Genomic DNA, 15,010 nt, shown 5'->3' with positions numbered 1-15,010 from the left:
AACGTGTCCCGCCGGCGCACCGTGAGGGTGATATTGACACGGCCAGCGTCGACATGAGAGCGGCTGATACGTCACGCGGCGAGAGGTCGAGGTAATCGGTCGACTAAAAGAAGCTCACTTTTCAATAGAACACCTTAGGAAATACAGCGATGAAACTGCTTCGTTATGGGCTGAAAGGTCAGGAAAAACCGGGCTTGCTGGATCACGAAGGCAAGATTCGCGATCTATCGGATGTCATTTCCGACGTCGCTGGTGACGTGCTGACGGAGGCCGGACTTGCTCGTTTGCGCGCCCTCGATCCAGCGTCGTTGCCTCTCGTGCAGGGCGAACCGCGCATCGGTCCGTGCGTCGGCAACGTCGGCAAGTTTGTCTGCATCGGCTTGAACTACGTCGATCACGCGGCTGAGTCGAATCTGCCGGTACCCACGGAGCCGATTGTTTTCAACAAGTGGACGAGCGCCGTGTGTGGCCCGAATGACGGCGTCGAAATCCCGCGTGGCTCAAAAAAGACCGACTGGGAGGTTGAGCTCGGAGTCGTCATCGGCAAGCCTTGCAAGTACGTCGACGAAACGGATGCGCTGGCGTACGTAGCGGGGTACTGCGTCATCAACGACCTTTCGGAGCGGGAATGGCAGACTGAACGCGGTGGTACTTGGGATAAGGGCAAGGGCTGCGATACGTTCGGTCCGATCGGCCCTTGGCTCGTGACACGCGAAGAGGTGGCTGATCCGCAGGCACTCGATTTGTGGCTCGAAGTCGACGGCCATCGCTACCAGAGTGGCAACACGCGCACTATGGTGTTTAGTGTCGCGAAGCTGGTGTCGTATCTGTCCCAGTGCATGAGTCTGCAACCGGGTGATGTAATCTCCACCGGCACGCCGCCAGGAGTTGGAATGGGTGTAAAGCCGTCGCCGATCTACCTGACGGCAGGTCAGACGATTCGCCTTGGCATCGAGGGCCTCGGAGAGCAACGCCAGACTGCATACGCGGCCGGGTGACGCTGCTCTGGCGGTCTGTATTTAACGGCTCGCGCTCGAACACGCCGAATCACCGTACGCCAGTTAGAGTGACACCGGGAATGAAGATCGATCGATGAAAGGTCCCGCATGGCTATGCGCGGCTTCGCGGTCGGGCAACCCCATCGGGGCAGGCATTCTTCGCCGGCACATGCGTGAGGTCAAACAGAGGGGCGTTCGAGGCTCTGACTCTCCCGTTGATATGCGTTGGTCATTGCAGATCCGAATGATCCGCAAAATTGGACTATTCACTAACAAAGGTTCACCGCAATGCGAAATGATGCCACGCTTATTCTTCTCGACAAACATCAGGTCGAGGCCTTGTTAAAGGCTGACGATGTAGTTGAAGCGGTACGCGAGGCGTTCGCTCTGCACAGTCAGGGCGAAGGTCGCGTCTTTCCGGTGGTCCGGGAGCCGCTCGTGACGGGCGGCGTATTCGGAATCAAATCGGGCGACATACAGTCGCAAGGTCTGCTCGGATTCAAGGCTGCGGGGTTCTGGCCGGCGAACCGCAGCGTGGGTGGTGAACCGCACCAGGCCACCATCCTGTTGATCGACCCCAAAACCGGCCGCCCTGTGTGCGTCATCGACGGTAATGCAATCACGACCATGCGCACGGGCGCTGCCGGAGGCTTGGGTTTGACCCTCCTCGCGCGTGCGAACAGCACTCGTCTGTGTGTGTTTGGTACTGGAGTACAGGCGCAAGTGCAGGTCAGGTTCGCCTTGCGTGCGCTAGAACAGCTTTCCTGCGTTCGCTATGTCACCGTGGACGGTGAGCGCGACGTTTCGTTTGAAGCGCAGTTCGCCGGGCACTGCGAAGTCTTGCATTCGACCGACGGTAACGCCGCGGTGGCTGACAGCGATGTGGTGGTCACTGCGACTCCAGGCAAGGGGCCACTGTTCGACGCGCAGGCAGTGCAACCCGGCACTCACCTCAACTGCGTCGGCGCGGACACCAAGGGCAAACGTGAACTGCCGGAAGGTTTGCTAGCGCGTGGCCACCTCTTTGTCGACGATCGGATCCAAGCGCGCGAAATCGGCGAAACGCAATGGGCGCCCGACACGGCATGCATCGAGATCGGCGATCTGATCACGGGCGAGGTCCGGATAGACCGGCAACCTGACGACATCACCCTGTTCGACATGACTGGTATCGCTCTGCAGGATCTGACGGTCGCGCGGTTGCTTCACGAGCGTGCCTGCGAAACGGGTACGGCGACCTCGCTGGCATGGCCCTGGTAGTATCATCGGTTCGCCGGCCGCTAGATCAGCCCCGACTCCGCAGATCGTTGAGGGGTACCGGGCTAACGACCGTACAATCCCGACCAATCAGTTTCTAAAGGACCGGTACGTCGAAGGGTTGCCCAACGTGGTTGCGCCTGCGTGTCGCTCAACCACGTGCCCGCCAAAAGTGAGACCTCCAGATAGAGAGCATGAACGATTTCACTTCCCCGCCCTCAATGACTAGTACGAGTTCAAGCTCAAGCCTAACGGCTGATGAACTGAATACTCCAGCCATTCAGCAGGCCCGTATCGATCTCGCAGCGTGCTTTCGCATGGCGTCGCTACTCGGCCTTCATGAAGGCATCTGTAACCACTTCTCCGCGCTGGTGCCGGGACATGCGACGCTCTTCCTGGTCAATCCACTCGGCTACGCATTCGATGAAATCACCGCCTCCAGCCTGCTGATCTGTGATTTTGACGGTAACGTTCTCGCTGGAAAAGGAATACCTGAAAGCACGGCCTTTCATATTCACGCACGGGTGCATATGCGCCATCCCCATGCCATTGCATGCTTTCATACCCATATGCCGAACGCAACTGCACTGTCGATGCTGGAGGGCCCTCCGTTGAGATGGGCCGGCCAGACATCACTGAAGTTCTATGGCCGGCTCGCAGTGGATGAACACTTCGGCGGCCTTGCGTTTGACAGCAGTGAAGGCGATCGCATTGCTGCCGCGCTGGGAAGCGCAGATGTGATCTTTCTGAAGAACCACGGTGTCATGGTCGTTGCTCGAAGCATCGCGCGTGCATGGGACGACCTTTACTATCTCGAACGAGTCTGCGAAGTCGAACGGATGGCGCTTTCAACGGGCGTTCCACTAAAGCCGGTCAATCCGGAGATCGCGCGATTGACCTTCGAGCAAATGGAGTCCGTCGCCGACGAAGCCAGCCAGCAACATCTCGACAGCGTAAAACGCAGACTGGACAAGCTGGGATCCGACTACCGCGATTAAGGTGCATCAGTGCGTTTGATCAGCACGGTGTCACCACGCGCGATGCCGGCCACATGCCGGTCAGGCGGCACTCGCCGGAGTCATCAACCTGGCAGCACAGCGGCACCTGAGCCCTGACCGCTCTTGCCACGCCGGGATTGTTCGCTGTCACCGCGCGGTAACCAGGGTTGTTGCAACGTCGACGCCTGGAGAAGGTCCAGAAAACGCGTAACGCGCATCGAGCGTCCATGCCGGGAGCTGATTAGTGCGACGATATCTGCGTCCGGCTGCGTCCATGCCTGGAGCAGCGGGACGAGCCGGCCCTCGTGCAGATGTTCGGCGACGTCCCACTCGGAACGCGAAATGATGCCGAGGCCCGCAATTGCCCAGTCGCGCACGGTACCTCCGTCATTGCTCGTCAGCGCCGGCTCGATTCTGATGTTCGCCGGCACTCCATGGTTCTTTGGCGTGAAACGCCACATCGTTACATCTTCATCGTTTTCTCGCAGCGCGATGCAGTCATGCGTGAGTAATTCCTCCGGACGCCGCGGCTCACCGCGCCGCGCGAGATAGCTCGGCGCCGCGCAGAGGATGCGCCGATTAGGAGCCAGGTACCGGCTAACGAGGGACGAATCGCGTAAATCGCCGATATGGACCATCAGGTCCCACATGTCGTTCGAAACGCGCGCGGGGCGATCGGACAGCACGAGGCTTGCGCTCACTTCCGGATAGAGACCGCGAAAGAGCGCGATGGCAGGCGCGACGTAACGCTGCCCGAATCCGAGCGGCGCGATCACACGCAGATGTCCGGCCACCGTGCCACGTCGCGCCGCCAGCGCGTCCGACAAATTGCCGATGTCCTCGCAAATCCGCCGCGCGTGGACGGCAAGCAACTCGCCCTCATCGGTGAGCACCATGCGTCGGCCCGACCGGTCGATTAACCGCATGCCCAACCGGGTTTCCAGAAGACGAAGTCGCTGCGTAACGGCGGGCGGCGTGACATCGAGGTTACGTGCAGCATCCGCCAGCGACGCAGCGCTCGCGAGCGTGATAAAAAAACGTAAGTCCTCGGTCGAGATCATTGACTTGAGCGTGAGCGTGACGATCAGGGGATGTTAGTCCGTGGCATTTTTGATCGCCATTACTTTTTGACGCCTCAAGTGAGAGATTCGGCGTGGTTCAAAAAGTGCGGACCTGAGGTAACACGGACGGCGCGGTTCAAATAAGCGTTACACACGAGGTGTCGAATGGCGCGGCACGAGATAATAGTGCCCCTTTTTCATCGCAGCCCCCAATGACGTCATCCGCCTGCACTGCATCCGTGGAACTGGCCGCCGACCAGCGCAAAATAACTAATGATGGAGACGTGCATTGAAAGGGGATCTCAGTGGGCGCGTCGCCATGATTACGTAGTCGGCCAGCGACACGTACGACGCTTGTCCCGAGGACATGGGGCACAACGTGCCGTTCGGGAGAGTGGGGCGCGCGGAGGAGTTCGCCAACGTCGCGTGTTTTCTCGCTTCAGCTCTGGCGAGCTATGTGCGCGGGACATCGATCGATGTCGATGGAAATCTTCGCCGGCAATGCAGCGCTTTAGGTGCATTCTCGCGGGAAGCACCACAGCCGCAAGGCCGGGCAATGTTACGCCCTACATACTTGATGATTTGGGAGCTCGCGGCTTTCCCTCATCAGTCGCGTGGTATAGACGCGGCTGAATATGCGGCGCTCACGCACTGAAGCGCTTCGTTTTCGTATGAGTCGGGCTGAGAGAGGCGCGTATGCTGGCACTGATGTTTGCGGCAGCAGAAGGTGCAGATGGTCATTACCGGCATTCGCAAGAGCCGAGCGATTCGGGCTTGCGCCCCACCTGTCGCAACCAGGAGTGGAGCGATTGCTTGGTCCACCGGATGGCTCGAGGAGTCCATTCTGCCAGGCGCGACGCAACATCGACTGCCTTTGATTCGACATCTGAGTCTTCAACAGCCATTGAGACCAGATTCGTTCGCTCTGTCTCTTCACCGGTAAAGTGATCCGCGGTTAGCAGATAGTACTTCGCCTTTCCCATGCCGCACAGAAGCGGCCAGATGATTGCCGCATGATCACCCGAAGCGATGCCAATCTTCAGATGTCCTTCAGCGGCGACGCCAAGGTGATCCGCAAGACCCTCGGATGCGGACGATAGAACTTGAGCCGAGTGTTACGAGCATATTGATGGATCATTGCTATACCGCTCTATCTAAAACTGAGTTGGAAACGAATTCATACGCGGCACAATTTCTACCGATAAACACCAGATTAAAGCCCACATCAGTTCTGCGTTTCGTCTGACTTCCAGAAGTGGCTTTGGCCAGCGATGGCTCCAGAAATCATTCTGTTAGATCTTCCTAACCCACGGCGTAATTGAAGATGACCAGTTGTTCGTGGCGTCGCGTGTGAGCGTCGCTACCCGCAACGCTCATGCGGGCAATGGTTATTGCGCCGTCCCTGATCGCCCCATGTGTGCATCAATGAATGTCGCGCAATCCTTTAGTGCCCGCCGAGCGTCCGGGACGACGCTCGGAAACAGTTGCCATTGGTGAACCATGCCGGGCCAGATCTCGACCGACACAGCGACATCGTCCAGTGCAGCCACGCGTGCAATGCGCAGACTGTCATCAAGCGGAATTTCGCGCGAGCCGACTTGCAACAACAGAGGCGGCAGGCCACGCAGATCTGCGAACAGCGGTGACGCATCGGGGCTGCTCGGGTCGACGCCGTGCATATAGACCTTGGTTACGTCGAGCAGTCCGGCGCGGGTCAGCGCCGGATCCCGGCTGGCGACTGTCCGCGTGGAATCCCCGGCTCAGCGATGCCATTAAAGGTCACCCAATGAACAATTTCTCCCGCCTGCTCGCACCGCTTGAGCTTGGACGCATGACGCTCCGCAATCGCATGGTGATGGGCGCGATGCATACGCGTCTGGAGACACTCGAGCGTCCCGTCGAGCGTCTGGCGGCGTTTTACGGAGCCCGCGCGAAGGGGGAGGTCGGGCTGATTCTGACCGGCGGCTATTCCCCAACGCCGGAAGGCGTAATGGAAGCCGGCTCGCCGATTTTGAACAGCGAAGAGCAGTTGGGTCAGCATCGGGCGGCCGTCGACGCGGTGCATGATCACGGCGGCCGGATCGTTCAGCAGATACTGCATGCGGGGCGCTACGCGAAAGTGCCCGACTGTGTTGCGCCTTCGGCGGGAAAAGCACGCATCAACCGGTTCTCGCCCCGGGTCCTATCGACCGCGGAGGTATGGGGAATTGTCGGTGCCTATGCGCGGACGGCGGAGCTCGCCAGATCAGCTGGGTATGACGGCGTCGGGATCATGGGCTCCGTGGGATACCTGATCAACGAATTCACCGCTGCCCGCACTAATCAGCGCGACGACGCGTTTGGCGCGTGATTTCGACGCACGCCTGCGGTTCCCGTTGGAAATCATCGGTGCCGTTCGCGCGCGGATCGGCGCCGACATGATGCTGGTCTATCGAATCTCGGCGATCGACCTGGTCGAGGATGGGATGAGCGGCAGCGAAACGGCTGAATTTGCGCGTCGGATCGAGCTTGCCGGTGCGGACGCCATCAACACCGGTGTGGGATGGCATGAAGCACCGGTGCCGACGATCGCGGCGTCCGTGCCTCGCGCGGCATGGGCATTTGCCGTCGCCAACGTGAAGCGTGCGGTGTCGATTCCGGTGATCGCATCGAACCGGATCAACTCCCCGGCGGTCGCCGAAGACTTGATTGCATCGGGTATCGCGGATCTGGTATCGATGGCGAGGCCGCTGCTGGCCGATCCCGAGTTCGCCATGAAGACCCGGCTCGGCGTGGTCGACGAAATCAGCCCGTGCATTGCCTGTAACCAGGCGTGCCTCGATCACATTTTCACGGAGCGCTCGGCCACGTGTCTCGTCAATCCGCGCGCGGGGCATGAAATCGAATTCGCGCCGAAGAGAGCGGATCCCGTCAAACGGCTCGCCGTGGTCGGGGCGGGACCCGCCGGTATGGCGTTCGCGATCAATGCCGCGCAACGCGGTTATCGCATCACGTTATTCGAGGCGGCGGGTGAACTGGGTGGCCAGCTCAACATGGCGAAAGTGGCGCCGGGAAAAAGCGAGTTCAACGAGCTACTACGCTATTTCCGGGCGATGCTGAAGAAGACCGGCGTCGACGTGCGGCTGGGGCACACTGCGTCGGCGCGGGAGCTCGCGTCGGGCGAATTCGCGGAAATCGTGCTGGCGACTGGCGTGGTGCCTCGTAAGCCGGTTTTCGATGGCGTCGATCATCCGAAAGTGCTCAGTTACGTGGATGTATTGCTGCATCGCGTGGCCGTGGGCGAACGGGTGGCGATCATCGGCGCGGGCGGTATCGGCTTCGACGTTGCCGACTTCCTGGTGGCGGACCAGGCCGACGACTCACGCGACGTGACGGCTTTCCTGAGGGCATGGGGCGTTGATGGCACGCATTCGACACCCGGGGGTGTCGTCGATCCGGTTCAGGTCTTGTCCCGACGCCGCGCGGTCTACATGCTGCAACGCACGGCCGGGCCGTTGGGCAGACATCTCGGCAAGTCCACCGGATGGATCCTGAAGACCCGGCTTCGAAACGCCGGCGTTCAGATGATCGGCGGCGCCTCCTACGATCGCGTCGACGATCAAGGTCTTCATTACCGTGTCGACGGCGAGCCGTTCACTCTTGCGGTCGGCAACGTTGTCCTCTGCGCTGGCCAGCTATCGAACCGGACACTGCACGGGAAGCTTCGCGACCTGGGCGTAAACGCCACGCTGATCGGCGGCGCCGACGTCGACAGCGAGCTGGATGCGCTGCGAGCGATCGACTAGGCGACGCGTCTTGCAGTGGATATATAGGAAGCAGCACGAAATCATCGCACTATCCCTTTCAAGGAGTCGTGTCATGCGTGGAGTGAAAGGATAGCTGGCTGTCATCACAGGAGCGGGCGGTGGAATCGGCCGCGCGCTGACTCAACGGTTCTGCGAGGAGGGCGCGCGCGTCGTGGCTACCGACATCAACTCGGACGCGCTCGATCGCTTCATCACCGGGCTGCACGAATACGCGGAGCAGCTGATCCCGTTGACGCTGGACATTACCGATCATGCCGCAGTCGCGCGCGAGCTCGCAGCCGTCGCCGATCGTGCAGGAAACGTCGATATATTGATCAACAATGCCGGTTGGGATCAACCGATCCAGTTCGTCGACACTACGCCGGACTTCTGGGACAAGGTTATCGCAATCAATCTGCGTGGGCCGCTCAACCTGCAGCATGCGATCGTGCCGATGATGATCAAGGCCGGTGGCGGCAAGATCGTGAACATCGCCTCCGACGCGGGACGAGTCGGTTCATCGGGCGAATCGGTCTATTCAGCCTGCAAGGGTGGCGTCATCGCGTTCAGCAAGACGCTGGCGCGCGAGGTGGCCCGTCACAACGTCCGTGTCAACGTCGTGTGCCCAGGGCCGATCGAGACGGCGCTGCTCGAGTCGTTCACAGAGGAGGGCGGTTTCGGACAGAAGGTCTACGAAGGCTTGAAACGTGCAATCCCGCTCAAGCGCCTCGGTCAGCCGGATGACATTCCCGGTGCCGTGGCCTTTCTCTCCAGCGACGACGCCAACTTCATCACTGGCTAGGTCATCAGCGTGTCCGGTGGACTGACCATGCACGGATAAGAGGCCATACAGATGAGTATTTATGAAGACGTTCTCTATTGCTCGGCGGCGGGCGTCGCAACGATTACGATTAACCGTCCCGAGAAATACAACGCATTCCGCGGCAGGACGTGCGACTAGTTGATCGACGCGCTGCATCGCGCGGGCCGGGACAAGTCGGTCGGCGTAATCGTGCTGACGGGGGCGGGGGAAAAGGCGTTCTGCACCGGCGGCGATCAATCCGCGCATGACGGTGGCTATGACGGCCGCGGCGTGATCGGTCTGCCGGTCGAGGAGTTGCAGAGCCTGATTCGCGAAGTGCCGAAGCCGGTCATCGCGCGAGTCAACGGATACGCGATCGGCGGCGGCAACGTGCTCGTGACCTGCTGCGACCTCGCGATCGCCGCGGATACTGCACAGCTAGGGCAGGTCGGTCCGAAGGTAGGGTCGGTCGATCCGGGCTTCGGAACGGCGTTTCTTGCGCGCGTCGTCGGCGAAAAGAAGGCGCGGGAGATCTGGTTCCTGTGTCGCCGCTACACCGCCGCGCAGGCGCTCGCGATGGGGATAGTCAATGCGGTGGTGCCAGCGTCGGAGCTCGATGCGGAAGTCGCTCGGTGGTGCGACGAGATACTTGCGCTGAGTCCGACCGCGATTGCGATCGCGAAGCGGTCGTTCAATGCGGACTCCGATTCGATCCGCGGCATCAGCAGTCTTGGCATGCAGGCGCTCGCGCTGTATTACGGCACCGACGAGTCGCATGAGGGCGTCAATGCGTTCCTGCAGAAACGAAAGCCACGATTTTGGTCGCAGGACAGGTCGGAGAAGTGATTAATCGGTCACGCGTCTGGCAGCGCGAGCACTGTTGCCCGCCTGAGCGCGGCGCGCCTCCTCGATCGCGAGTTCGATGAAGTCGAGCACCAGCGGGTTGCTTTCACCTTCACGAAAGAATACCTTCACGGTGAGCGGATCGAAGCCGTCGACCGGGCAGTACACGAGCGATTCCGGCACCGACGCAAACACGTACGCGGCGCTGAGCATCGAGCCAAGCCCCTGATCCACCAGCGTCATTCCGACCTGGGATTGCGTGGTTTCGTACACGATGTTCGGCTGCACGCTCGCACTGGCGAAGCGCGCGAGCACCGAATCGTACAGCGGCTCGTTGACGGATCGCGCGGGCACGATGAGACGCTCTGCGGCTAGTTCATTGACATGCAGCCGCGTGCGCCGCGCGAATCGGTGACCGCGGCGCATCAAGAGACACCAGCCTGACCCGAGCAGATCTTCCGAGCCGACCTGCGCATCGTTGCCCGGCGGCTCGACAGGCACGCCAAAGCCCACGTCGATCTCATATGCGCCGAGCGCCGCCCATTGCCGCCGTGCGTTCATTTCGCGCCGCACGATCGCGACGTCGGGATACAGTGCCTGGAGCCGGATCAGTGCGGGCGGCACGAACGGCAGATTCGTGTATTCGACCAGCCCGATCGATAGCATGAAGCCCCGGTCTTTCCCCGTCTCGCGTGCCGCGCGCAGCGCGAGGTCCAGTTGCCCGAATGCCTGCTCGACCCCGTCGCGCAGAGCATCACCGGCGGCCGTCAGCGTGACGCCGCGTGTATCGCGGGTAAACAGCGGCATGCCGACGAACGCTTCGAGCTTTGCGATCTGCTGGCTCAGTGCGGACTGCGTCACGCAGGCGATGTCGGCGGCCCGGCCGAAATGCAGTTCTCGCGCAAGGATTGCGAAATAGCGCAGTTGCCGAAGCTCAAGCGCTTTCATGCCGGGCGAACGGGTTTCTTCCATGGTCGGCGAGGAGATGAACCCACTGCCTTTCGGTCCCGGCAGCGGCAAGCGTCGTCAGCGCGTGGCGATCGTCACCAGTTCCGGCTGCAGATACCCGCGCATCGCTTCGAGCCCGCCGTCTGACCCGTAGCCGCTGTCCTTCACGCCGCCGAACGGCGTCTCTGCAAACGAGATAGCAGTGTGATTGATGCCCAGCATGCCAGTCTGCACGCCCGCCGTGATGCGCGCGATGTCGTTGGCCGAGTCGCTGAACGCATAAGCCGCGAGACCGAACGGCAAGCGGTTCGCTTCTTCGATGGCGTCGTCCAGTTCCTTGTAGCGCAGCATGATCGCGACCGGCCCGAACGGTTCCTCGTTCATCAGCGCGCCGTGAAGGCTTGGCTCCGCAACCACGGTCGGCTCGAAGAAGTAGCCGGGACGATCGATCCTGTTGCCGCCCGTGAGCACTTGCCCACCGTTCTCGCGCACGTCGTCGACGAGCCGTAGCATCGCCGATATCCGGCGCTCGTTGTTGAGCGGCCCCATCTTCGTGTCCGGAAGCAGACCGTCGCCGACCGTGACGTTGCCGACGTTGTCGAGAAATTCGGCGACAAAGCTATCGTAGACGGAATCGGCGACGAGGATACGCGTCGGTGAAATGCAGACCTGGCCGCAGTTCGCATATTTCGCCTGCACGATGGTTTTCGCCGCGGCCTGCAGCCCGGCGGTCGGCGTGACGATGACTGGCGCGTGGCCGCCCAGCTCCATCGTCGCGCGCTTCATGTGCTGGCCGGCGAGTGACGCCAGATGCTTGCCGACTGGCACCGAGCCGGTGAACGAAATCTTTCTGATCGCAGGATGCGGAACCAGATACGACGAGATGTCGCCCGGCACTCCGAACACCATGTTGACGACGCCTTCTGGCACGCCTGCGTCGACGAAACATCGCACGAGCTCCGACGTGCAGACCGGCGCTTCTTCGGGCGGCTTCACGACGATCGTGCATCCGGACGCAAGCGCTGCCGAGATTTTCCGCGCGACCTGCGTCAGCGGGAAGTTCCACGGCGCGAACGAGGCTACCGGTCCGACAGGCACCTGAATGACCTGCTGCTGGATGTTCGGCTGCCTCCCCGGCACGATCCGGCCGTAGGTGCGCCGGCCTTCCTCCGCGAACCAGTCGATGATCTGCGCGGCGAGTTCCGCTTCGAGACGCGATTCGGCGAGCGGTTTGCCCTGCTCGACGGTCATCGCACGGCTGATTTCGTCCGCGCGCTCGCGAAAGATCGAGGCGGCGCGGCGCAGGGTGTTCGAGCGCTCAAGGGCAGGCGTGCGGCTCCACGTCTTGAACGCGCGCGCCACCGCGTTGACCGCACGTTCGAGATCGGGCCTGCTTGCAACCGCGACGCGGCCTATGTTTTCCAGTGTCGCCGGATTGCGGTTCTCGAGCCACAGGCCGTCGGAACCGGCCGTCCACTGACCGTCGATCAACAGGTTAACGTCGATTTGCGATTCGCTATTCAAGGTCATTTCACGACTCCGCGAGGTCGAGCGCGCTGATGTGCGTCGGACTGTTGGGACTGGCGGTCAAGCCGCCGTCCACGACGAATTCCGCACCGGTAATATGGCGCGCCTCGTCGGATGCGAGGAAGAGGACGGTGTTCGCGACGTCCTCGGGTTCCGCGATGCGGCCAAGTGGGCTGACCATCCTGCCCAGATCGTCGACCGTCGCGCCCGCCTTTTTGGCGCCGTATTCGGCGATCGCAGTCCTGACGAAGCCAGGAAACACCGCGTTGACTCGCACCTGGTCGAACGCATACTCGATCGCGATAGTCCGGCTCATGATCCGGACGGCGGCCTTGCTGGCGGCATACGCGGACCTGCCTGCGATGCCGGTCAACGCATTGGTCGACGACATGTTGACGATCGATCCGCGGCGCTTCGCAGCCATCAAGGGCGCGAACGCGCGCATACCCAGGAAAACGCCTTTCGCGTTCACGTTCATCATCAGATCCCACTCATCGACCGTCGTATGGACGAGAGGGCGGATAAGATATACTCCGGCGTTATTCACCAGTATGTCCGGCGTACCGTGCTGTTCGACCGTCCACGCTGCCACATCGCGCCACTGCTCTTCTGAAGTGGTGTCGAGCGCTCTGAACGCCGCTTTCCCCCCATTGCTCCTGATCTCTTCAATGACGCCCGTCCCGCCTTCGGCATTCAGGTCGGTCGCGATTACCATCGCGCCTTCCGCCGCCAGCCGCAAACTGATTGCGCGTCCAATCCCGGACGCGGCGCCGGTGATCACAGCCACTTTGTTGCTCAAACGCATGAGGATCTCCTGATCGGGGTCGTTCATATTTCAGATGATGTCATTATATGGCTGAAGATACCATAGAATGGTGTATGGCGACAGATTGCGCCGGGATTGGTTTCGCTATCGAAGACGGAGGAGAAAGACGTGCCTAAACTCGCAACCGGACAAACGTTGCGGTCAGCCGAACGTATGCTCGATGTTCTGAAGGTGTTTTCCACCGACGAGCCTGCGCTGACGGTGTCGGAAATCACCGGTCGGTTGGACCTTGCGCCGAGCACCGTGCGCCGCATCCTCGACGCACTGGAAAGCAAGGGATTTGTGAGGCAGGACACCCGGACCGGGAAGTATTCGCCATTCGTCGAGATCGTCCGGCTCGCGGCCGCGGCGGTGCAGGGTAACGACCTCATCTCGGGTGCGAGCCAGCCGCTCGACGATCTGCGCGATCGCACTGGCGAGAATGTGCAACTGACGGTGCTGATCGATCACGACGTCGTGTTCGTCGATCGTCGCGTGACGAACCAGACCATCAAGATTTTCAGCCCGATTGGATATCGGCGTCCGCCATGGGACGGCCGTGCTGCGGGGCAGATTCTGCTCGCGTGGCTGTCCGCCAATCAGCTGGAAGGGATGCTGCCGTCGCCGGCGCAATGGCGTCCCGGTGAGGCGCCGGAGCTGGCCAGCCCGAAGGCATTCCTAGCGTTGCTCGCGGAGGTGCGCGAAAAAGGCTACGCGATCAACGACGAATTCACCGAGCGCGACGTATGGGCCGTGGCCGCGCCCATCCGGGATCATACGCGACAGGTAATCGCCGCCGTCAGCATTCCGGTGCTTAAGTCGCGCGTAAGCGACCCGAAGCGCGTCGCGGAACTCGTCGACGCGGTGACGGCGACCGGCCGGGAGATTTCGCGCCGGTTGAGTTACTTCGAGTAAAAGCCTCCGGGTCTGGCGATGCAGGCCCGGCGACGGCCTCGTTTCAAGCGTCAGATCGACCAGACCTTCGCATCCGGAAAAAGCGTCGCGCCTTCGTAGCGCAGCGCCGGCTCGCAGTCTCGCGCGAGCAGCAGCGGACCGTCGAGATGCACGATGTCCGCCTTCTGTGCGAGCACGATGCCCGGCGCCATCGAAAGCGACGATGCGACCATGCAGCCGACCATCACCTTCATGCCCGCGGCGCGCGCCGCATCGGACAGCGCGAGCGCTTCGGTCAGGCCGCCGGTCTTGTCGAGCTTGATGTTCGCGAACGCGTACTTCGAACGGACATCGTTAATCGACCGCAGATCGCGGCATGACTCATCGGCGGCGAGCGGCACCGGGCTCGCATAGCCGAGCAGCGCGCCATCGGCGCCCGCTGGCAGCGGCTGTTCCAGCAACTCCATGCCGAGTCCGGCGAGTTCCGGCAGGAATGCGTTCAGATGCTCGGGTCGCCACGACTCGTTCGCGTCCGCCATCAGGCGCGCATTCGGCGCGGCGCGGCGCACCGCGCGCACGCGCTCAAGGTCGCCGTCGCCACCCAGCTTCAATTTCAGCAGCGGCAGATGTGCGAAGTCGCGTGCTATTTTCGCCATCGCTTCCGGCTCGTCGAGGCTCAGCGTAAACGCCGTGATTTGCGGCGCGAGCGTGTCGCCGAGCCCTGCGAACGAGGCCACCGTCCTACCGGTGAGCCGGCTGCGCAGGTCCCATAGCGCGCAGTCGATCGCGTTGCGTGCCGATCCGGGCGGCAGCAGGCGCTGCAGATCCTGCAGGTCTATTCCTTCTTCGATGGCCGGCGTAACCGCGCGGATCTGCGCGGTGACACTCTCGATGTTCTCGTTATAACGACCATACGGCACGCACTCGCCGCTGCCGACGATTCCCCGTTCCTCGATACGTACGACGATCGACTCAGCAAGCGTCTTCGATCCGCGGCTGATGCGGAACACGCCGCGAATCGGCAGCGTGCATTGCTCGACCTCCAGCGATCTCTGCTTCATTTCACTCCTCCTGGTTTGCAAAATAGTTTGA

At 61.5% G+C, this 15,010-nt stretch carries 11 protein-coding genes and 4 pseudogenes; 8 read left to right on the top strand and 7 right to left on the bottom strand.

The window, feature by feature from the left end; translation table 11 throughout:
• Positions 1 to 149: 149 nt before the first annotated feature.
• The 3 genes from ACZ9H4_RS24215 (at position 150) to ACZ9H4_RS24205 (ending at position 3,253) form a co-directional block, all read left to right on the top strand.
• Positions 150 to 998 carry an ureidoglycolate lyase gene (locus tag ACZ9H4_RS24215; RefSeq protein ID WP_476121304.1) on the top strand — a complete coding sequence of 283 codons (849 nt, stop codon included), beginning with the start codon at positions 150 to 152 and terminating at the stop codon, positions 996 to 998.
• Between the two features lie 288 nt (positions 999 to 1,286).
• Complete coding sequence (locus ACZ9H4_RS24210; RefSeq protein WP_476121302.1) at positions 1,287 to 2,258, top strand: ornithine cyclodeaminase family protein; 972 nt, start codon at positions 1,287 to 1,289, stop codon at positions 2,256 to 2,258.
• A 191-nt stretch (positions 2,259 to 2,449) separates the two neighbouring features.
• A complete protein-coding gene (locus tag ACZ9H4_RS24205) occupies positions 2,450 to 3,253 on the top strand; it encodes an aldolase (protein WP_476121300.1) in 804 nt (267 codons plus the stop codon).
• Between the two features lie 83 nt (positions 3,254 to 3,336).
• Here the strand turns inward: ACZ9H4_RS24205 and ACZ9H4_RS24200 are convergent, their stop codons facing one another.
• Positions 3,337 to 4,314, bottom strand: a complete 978-nt coding sequence (locus ACZ9H4_RS24200; RefSeq protein ID WP_476121298.1) for a LysR family transcriptional regulator — start codon at positions 4,312 to 4,314, stop codon at positions 3,337 to 3,339.
• Between the two features lie 361 nt (positions 4,315 to 4,675).
• Between ACZ9H4_RS24200 and ACZ9H4_RS24195 the strand changes: the two are divergent.
• A pseudogene (locus ACZ9H4_RS24195) lies at positions 4,676 to 4,969 on the top strand (SDR family oxidoreductase); the annotation flags it as partial.
• Positions 4,970 to 5,054: 85 nt separating this feature from the next.
• On the opposite strand, the gene ACZ9H4_RS24190 reads toward ACZ9H4_RS24195, so the two are convergent.
• Both ACZ9H4_RS24190 and ACZ9H4_RS24185 read right to left on the bottom strand, forming a co-directional pair.
• Complete coding sequence (locus tag ACZ9H4_RS24190; protein ID WP_476121503.1) at positions 5,055 to 5,351, bottom strand: enoyl-CoA hydratase-related protein; 297 nt, start codon at positions 5,349 to 5,351, stop codon at positions 5,055 to 5,057.
• Positions 5,352 to 5,702: 351 nt separating this feature from the next.
• Positions 5,703 to 6,041, bottom strand: a pseudogene (locus ACZ9H4_RS24185) (alpha/beta hydrolase); the annotation flags it as partial.
• A 59-nt stretch (positions 6,042 to 6,100) separates the two neighbouring features.
• On the opposite strand from ACZ9H4_RS24185, the pseudogene ACZ9H4_RS24180 reads away from it, so the two are divergent.
• The 3 genes and pseudogenes from ACZ9H4_RS24180 (at position 6,101) to ACZ9H4_RS24170 (ending at position 9,747) form a co-directional block, all read left to right on the top strand.
• Positions 6,101 to 8,099 (top strand): annotated as a pseudogene (locus ACZ9H4_RS24180) (oxidoreductase).
• Positions 8,100 to 8,193: 94 nt separating this feature from the next.
• Positions 8,194 to 8,901 carry a glucose 1-dehydrogenase gene (locus ACZ9H4_RS24175; protein WP_476121501.1) on the top strand — a complete coding sequence of 236 codons (708 nt, stop codon included), beginning with the start codon at positions 8,194 to 8,196 and terminating at the stop codon, positions 8,899 to 8,901.
• Between the two features lie 51 nt (positions 8,902 to 8,952).
• Positions 8,953 to 9,747: pseudogene (locus ACZ9H4_RS24170) on the top strand (enoyl-CoA hydratase-related protein).
• Here ACZ9H4_RS24170 and ACZ9H4_RS24165 read toward each other — a convergent pair.
• From ACZ9H4_RS24165 to ACZ9H4_RS24155, 3 genes are read right to left on the bottom strand one after another with little or no spacing between them, the layout of a single operon-like run.
• Positions 9,748 to 10,716, bottom strand: a complete 969-nt coding sequence (locus ACZ9H4_RS24165) for a LysR substrate-binding domain-containing protein (protein WP_476121296.1) — start codon at positions 10,714 to 10,716, stop codon at positions 9,748 to 9,750.
• 54 nt (positions 10,717 to 10,770) lie between these two features.
• On the bottom strand, positions 10,771 to 12,222 hold the full coding sequence (locus ACZ9H4_RS24160) for an NAD-dependent succinate-semialdehyde dehydrogenase (RefSeq protein WP_476121294.1): 1,452 nt from the start codon (positions 12,220 to 12,222) through the stop codon (positions 10,771 to 10,773).
• Position 12,223: 1 nt separating this feature from the next.
• Positions 12,224 to 13,051: an SDR family NAD(P)-dependent oxidoreductase gene (locus tag ACZ9H4_RS24155; RefSeq protein ID WP_476121292.1), complete on the bottom strand. Its 828-nt coding sequence runs from the start codon at positions 13,049 to 13,051 to the stop codon at positions 12,224 to 12,226.
• 102 nt (positions 13,052 to 13,153) lie between these two features.
• On the opposite strand from ACZ9H4_RS24155, the gene ACZ9H4_RS24150 reads away from it, so the two are divergent.
• Positions 13,154 to 13,939 (top strand): IclR family transcriptional regulator, encoded by a 786-nt coding sequence (locus ACZ9H4_RS24150; RefSeq protein WP_476121290.1) that lies wholly within the window; start codon positions 13,154 to 13,156, stop codon positions 13,937 to 13,939.
• 50 nt (positions 13,940 to 13,989) lie between these two features.
• Here the strand turns inward: ACZ9H4_RS24150 and dgcA are convergent, their stop codons facing one another.
• Positions 13,990 to 14,979: an N-acetyl-D-Glu racemase DgcA gene (gene dgcA, locus ACZ9H4_RS24145; protein WP_476121288.1), complete on the bottom strand. Its 990-nt coding sequence runs from the start codon at positions 14,977 to 14,979 to the stop codon at positions 13,990 to 13,992.
• Between the last annotated feature and the right edge of the window lie 31 nt (positions 14,980 to 15,010).

The sequence above is a fragment of the Paraburkholderia sp. TE9906 genome (assembly GCF_056279605.1).
The sequence above is the reverse complement of the archived record's forward strand: the minus strand, read 5'-3'. Positions and strand labels throughout refer to the sequence as shown.

Coding starts and splice junctions, on each gene's coding strand:
- ACZ9H4_RS24215 (WP_476121304.1), top strand. CDS start 150: ATGAAACTGCTTCGTTATGGGCTGAAAGGTCAGGAAAAACCGGGCTTG.
- ACZ9H4_RS24210 (WP_476121302.1), top strand. CDS start 1,287: ATGCGAAATGATGCCACGCTTATTCTTCTCGACAAACATCAGGTCGAG.
- ACZ9H4_RS24205 (WP_476121300.1), top strand. CDS start 2,450: ATGAACGATTTCACTTCCCCGCCCTCAATGACTAGTACGAGTTCAAGC.
- ACZ9H4_RS24200 (WP_476121298.1), bottom strand. CDS start 4,314: ATGATCTCGACCGAGGACTTACGTTTTTTTATCACGCTCGCGAGCGCT.
- ACZ9H4_RS24165 (WP_476121296.1), bottom strand. CDS start 10,716: ATGGAAGAAACCCGTTCGCCCGGCATGAAAGCGCTTGAGCTTCGGCAA.
- ACZ9H4_RS24160 (WP_476121294.1), bottom strand. CDS start 12,222: ATGACCTTGAATAGCGAATCGCAAATCGACGTTAACCTGTTGATCGAC.
- ACZ9H4_RS24155 (WP_476121292.1), bottom strand. CDS start 13,051: ATGAACGACCCCGATCAGGAGATCCTCATGCGTTTGAGCAACAAAGTG.
- dgcA (WP_476121288.1), bottom strand. CDS start 14,979: ATGAAGCAGAGATCGCTGGAGGTCGAGCAATGCACGCTGCCGATTCGC.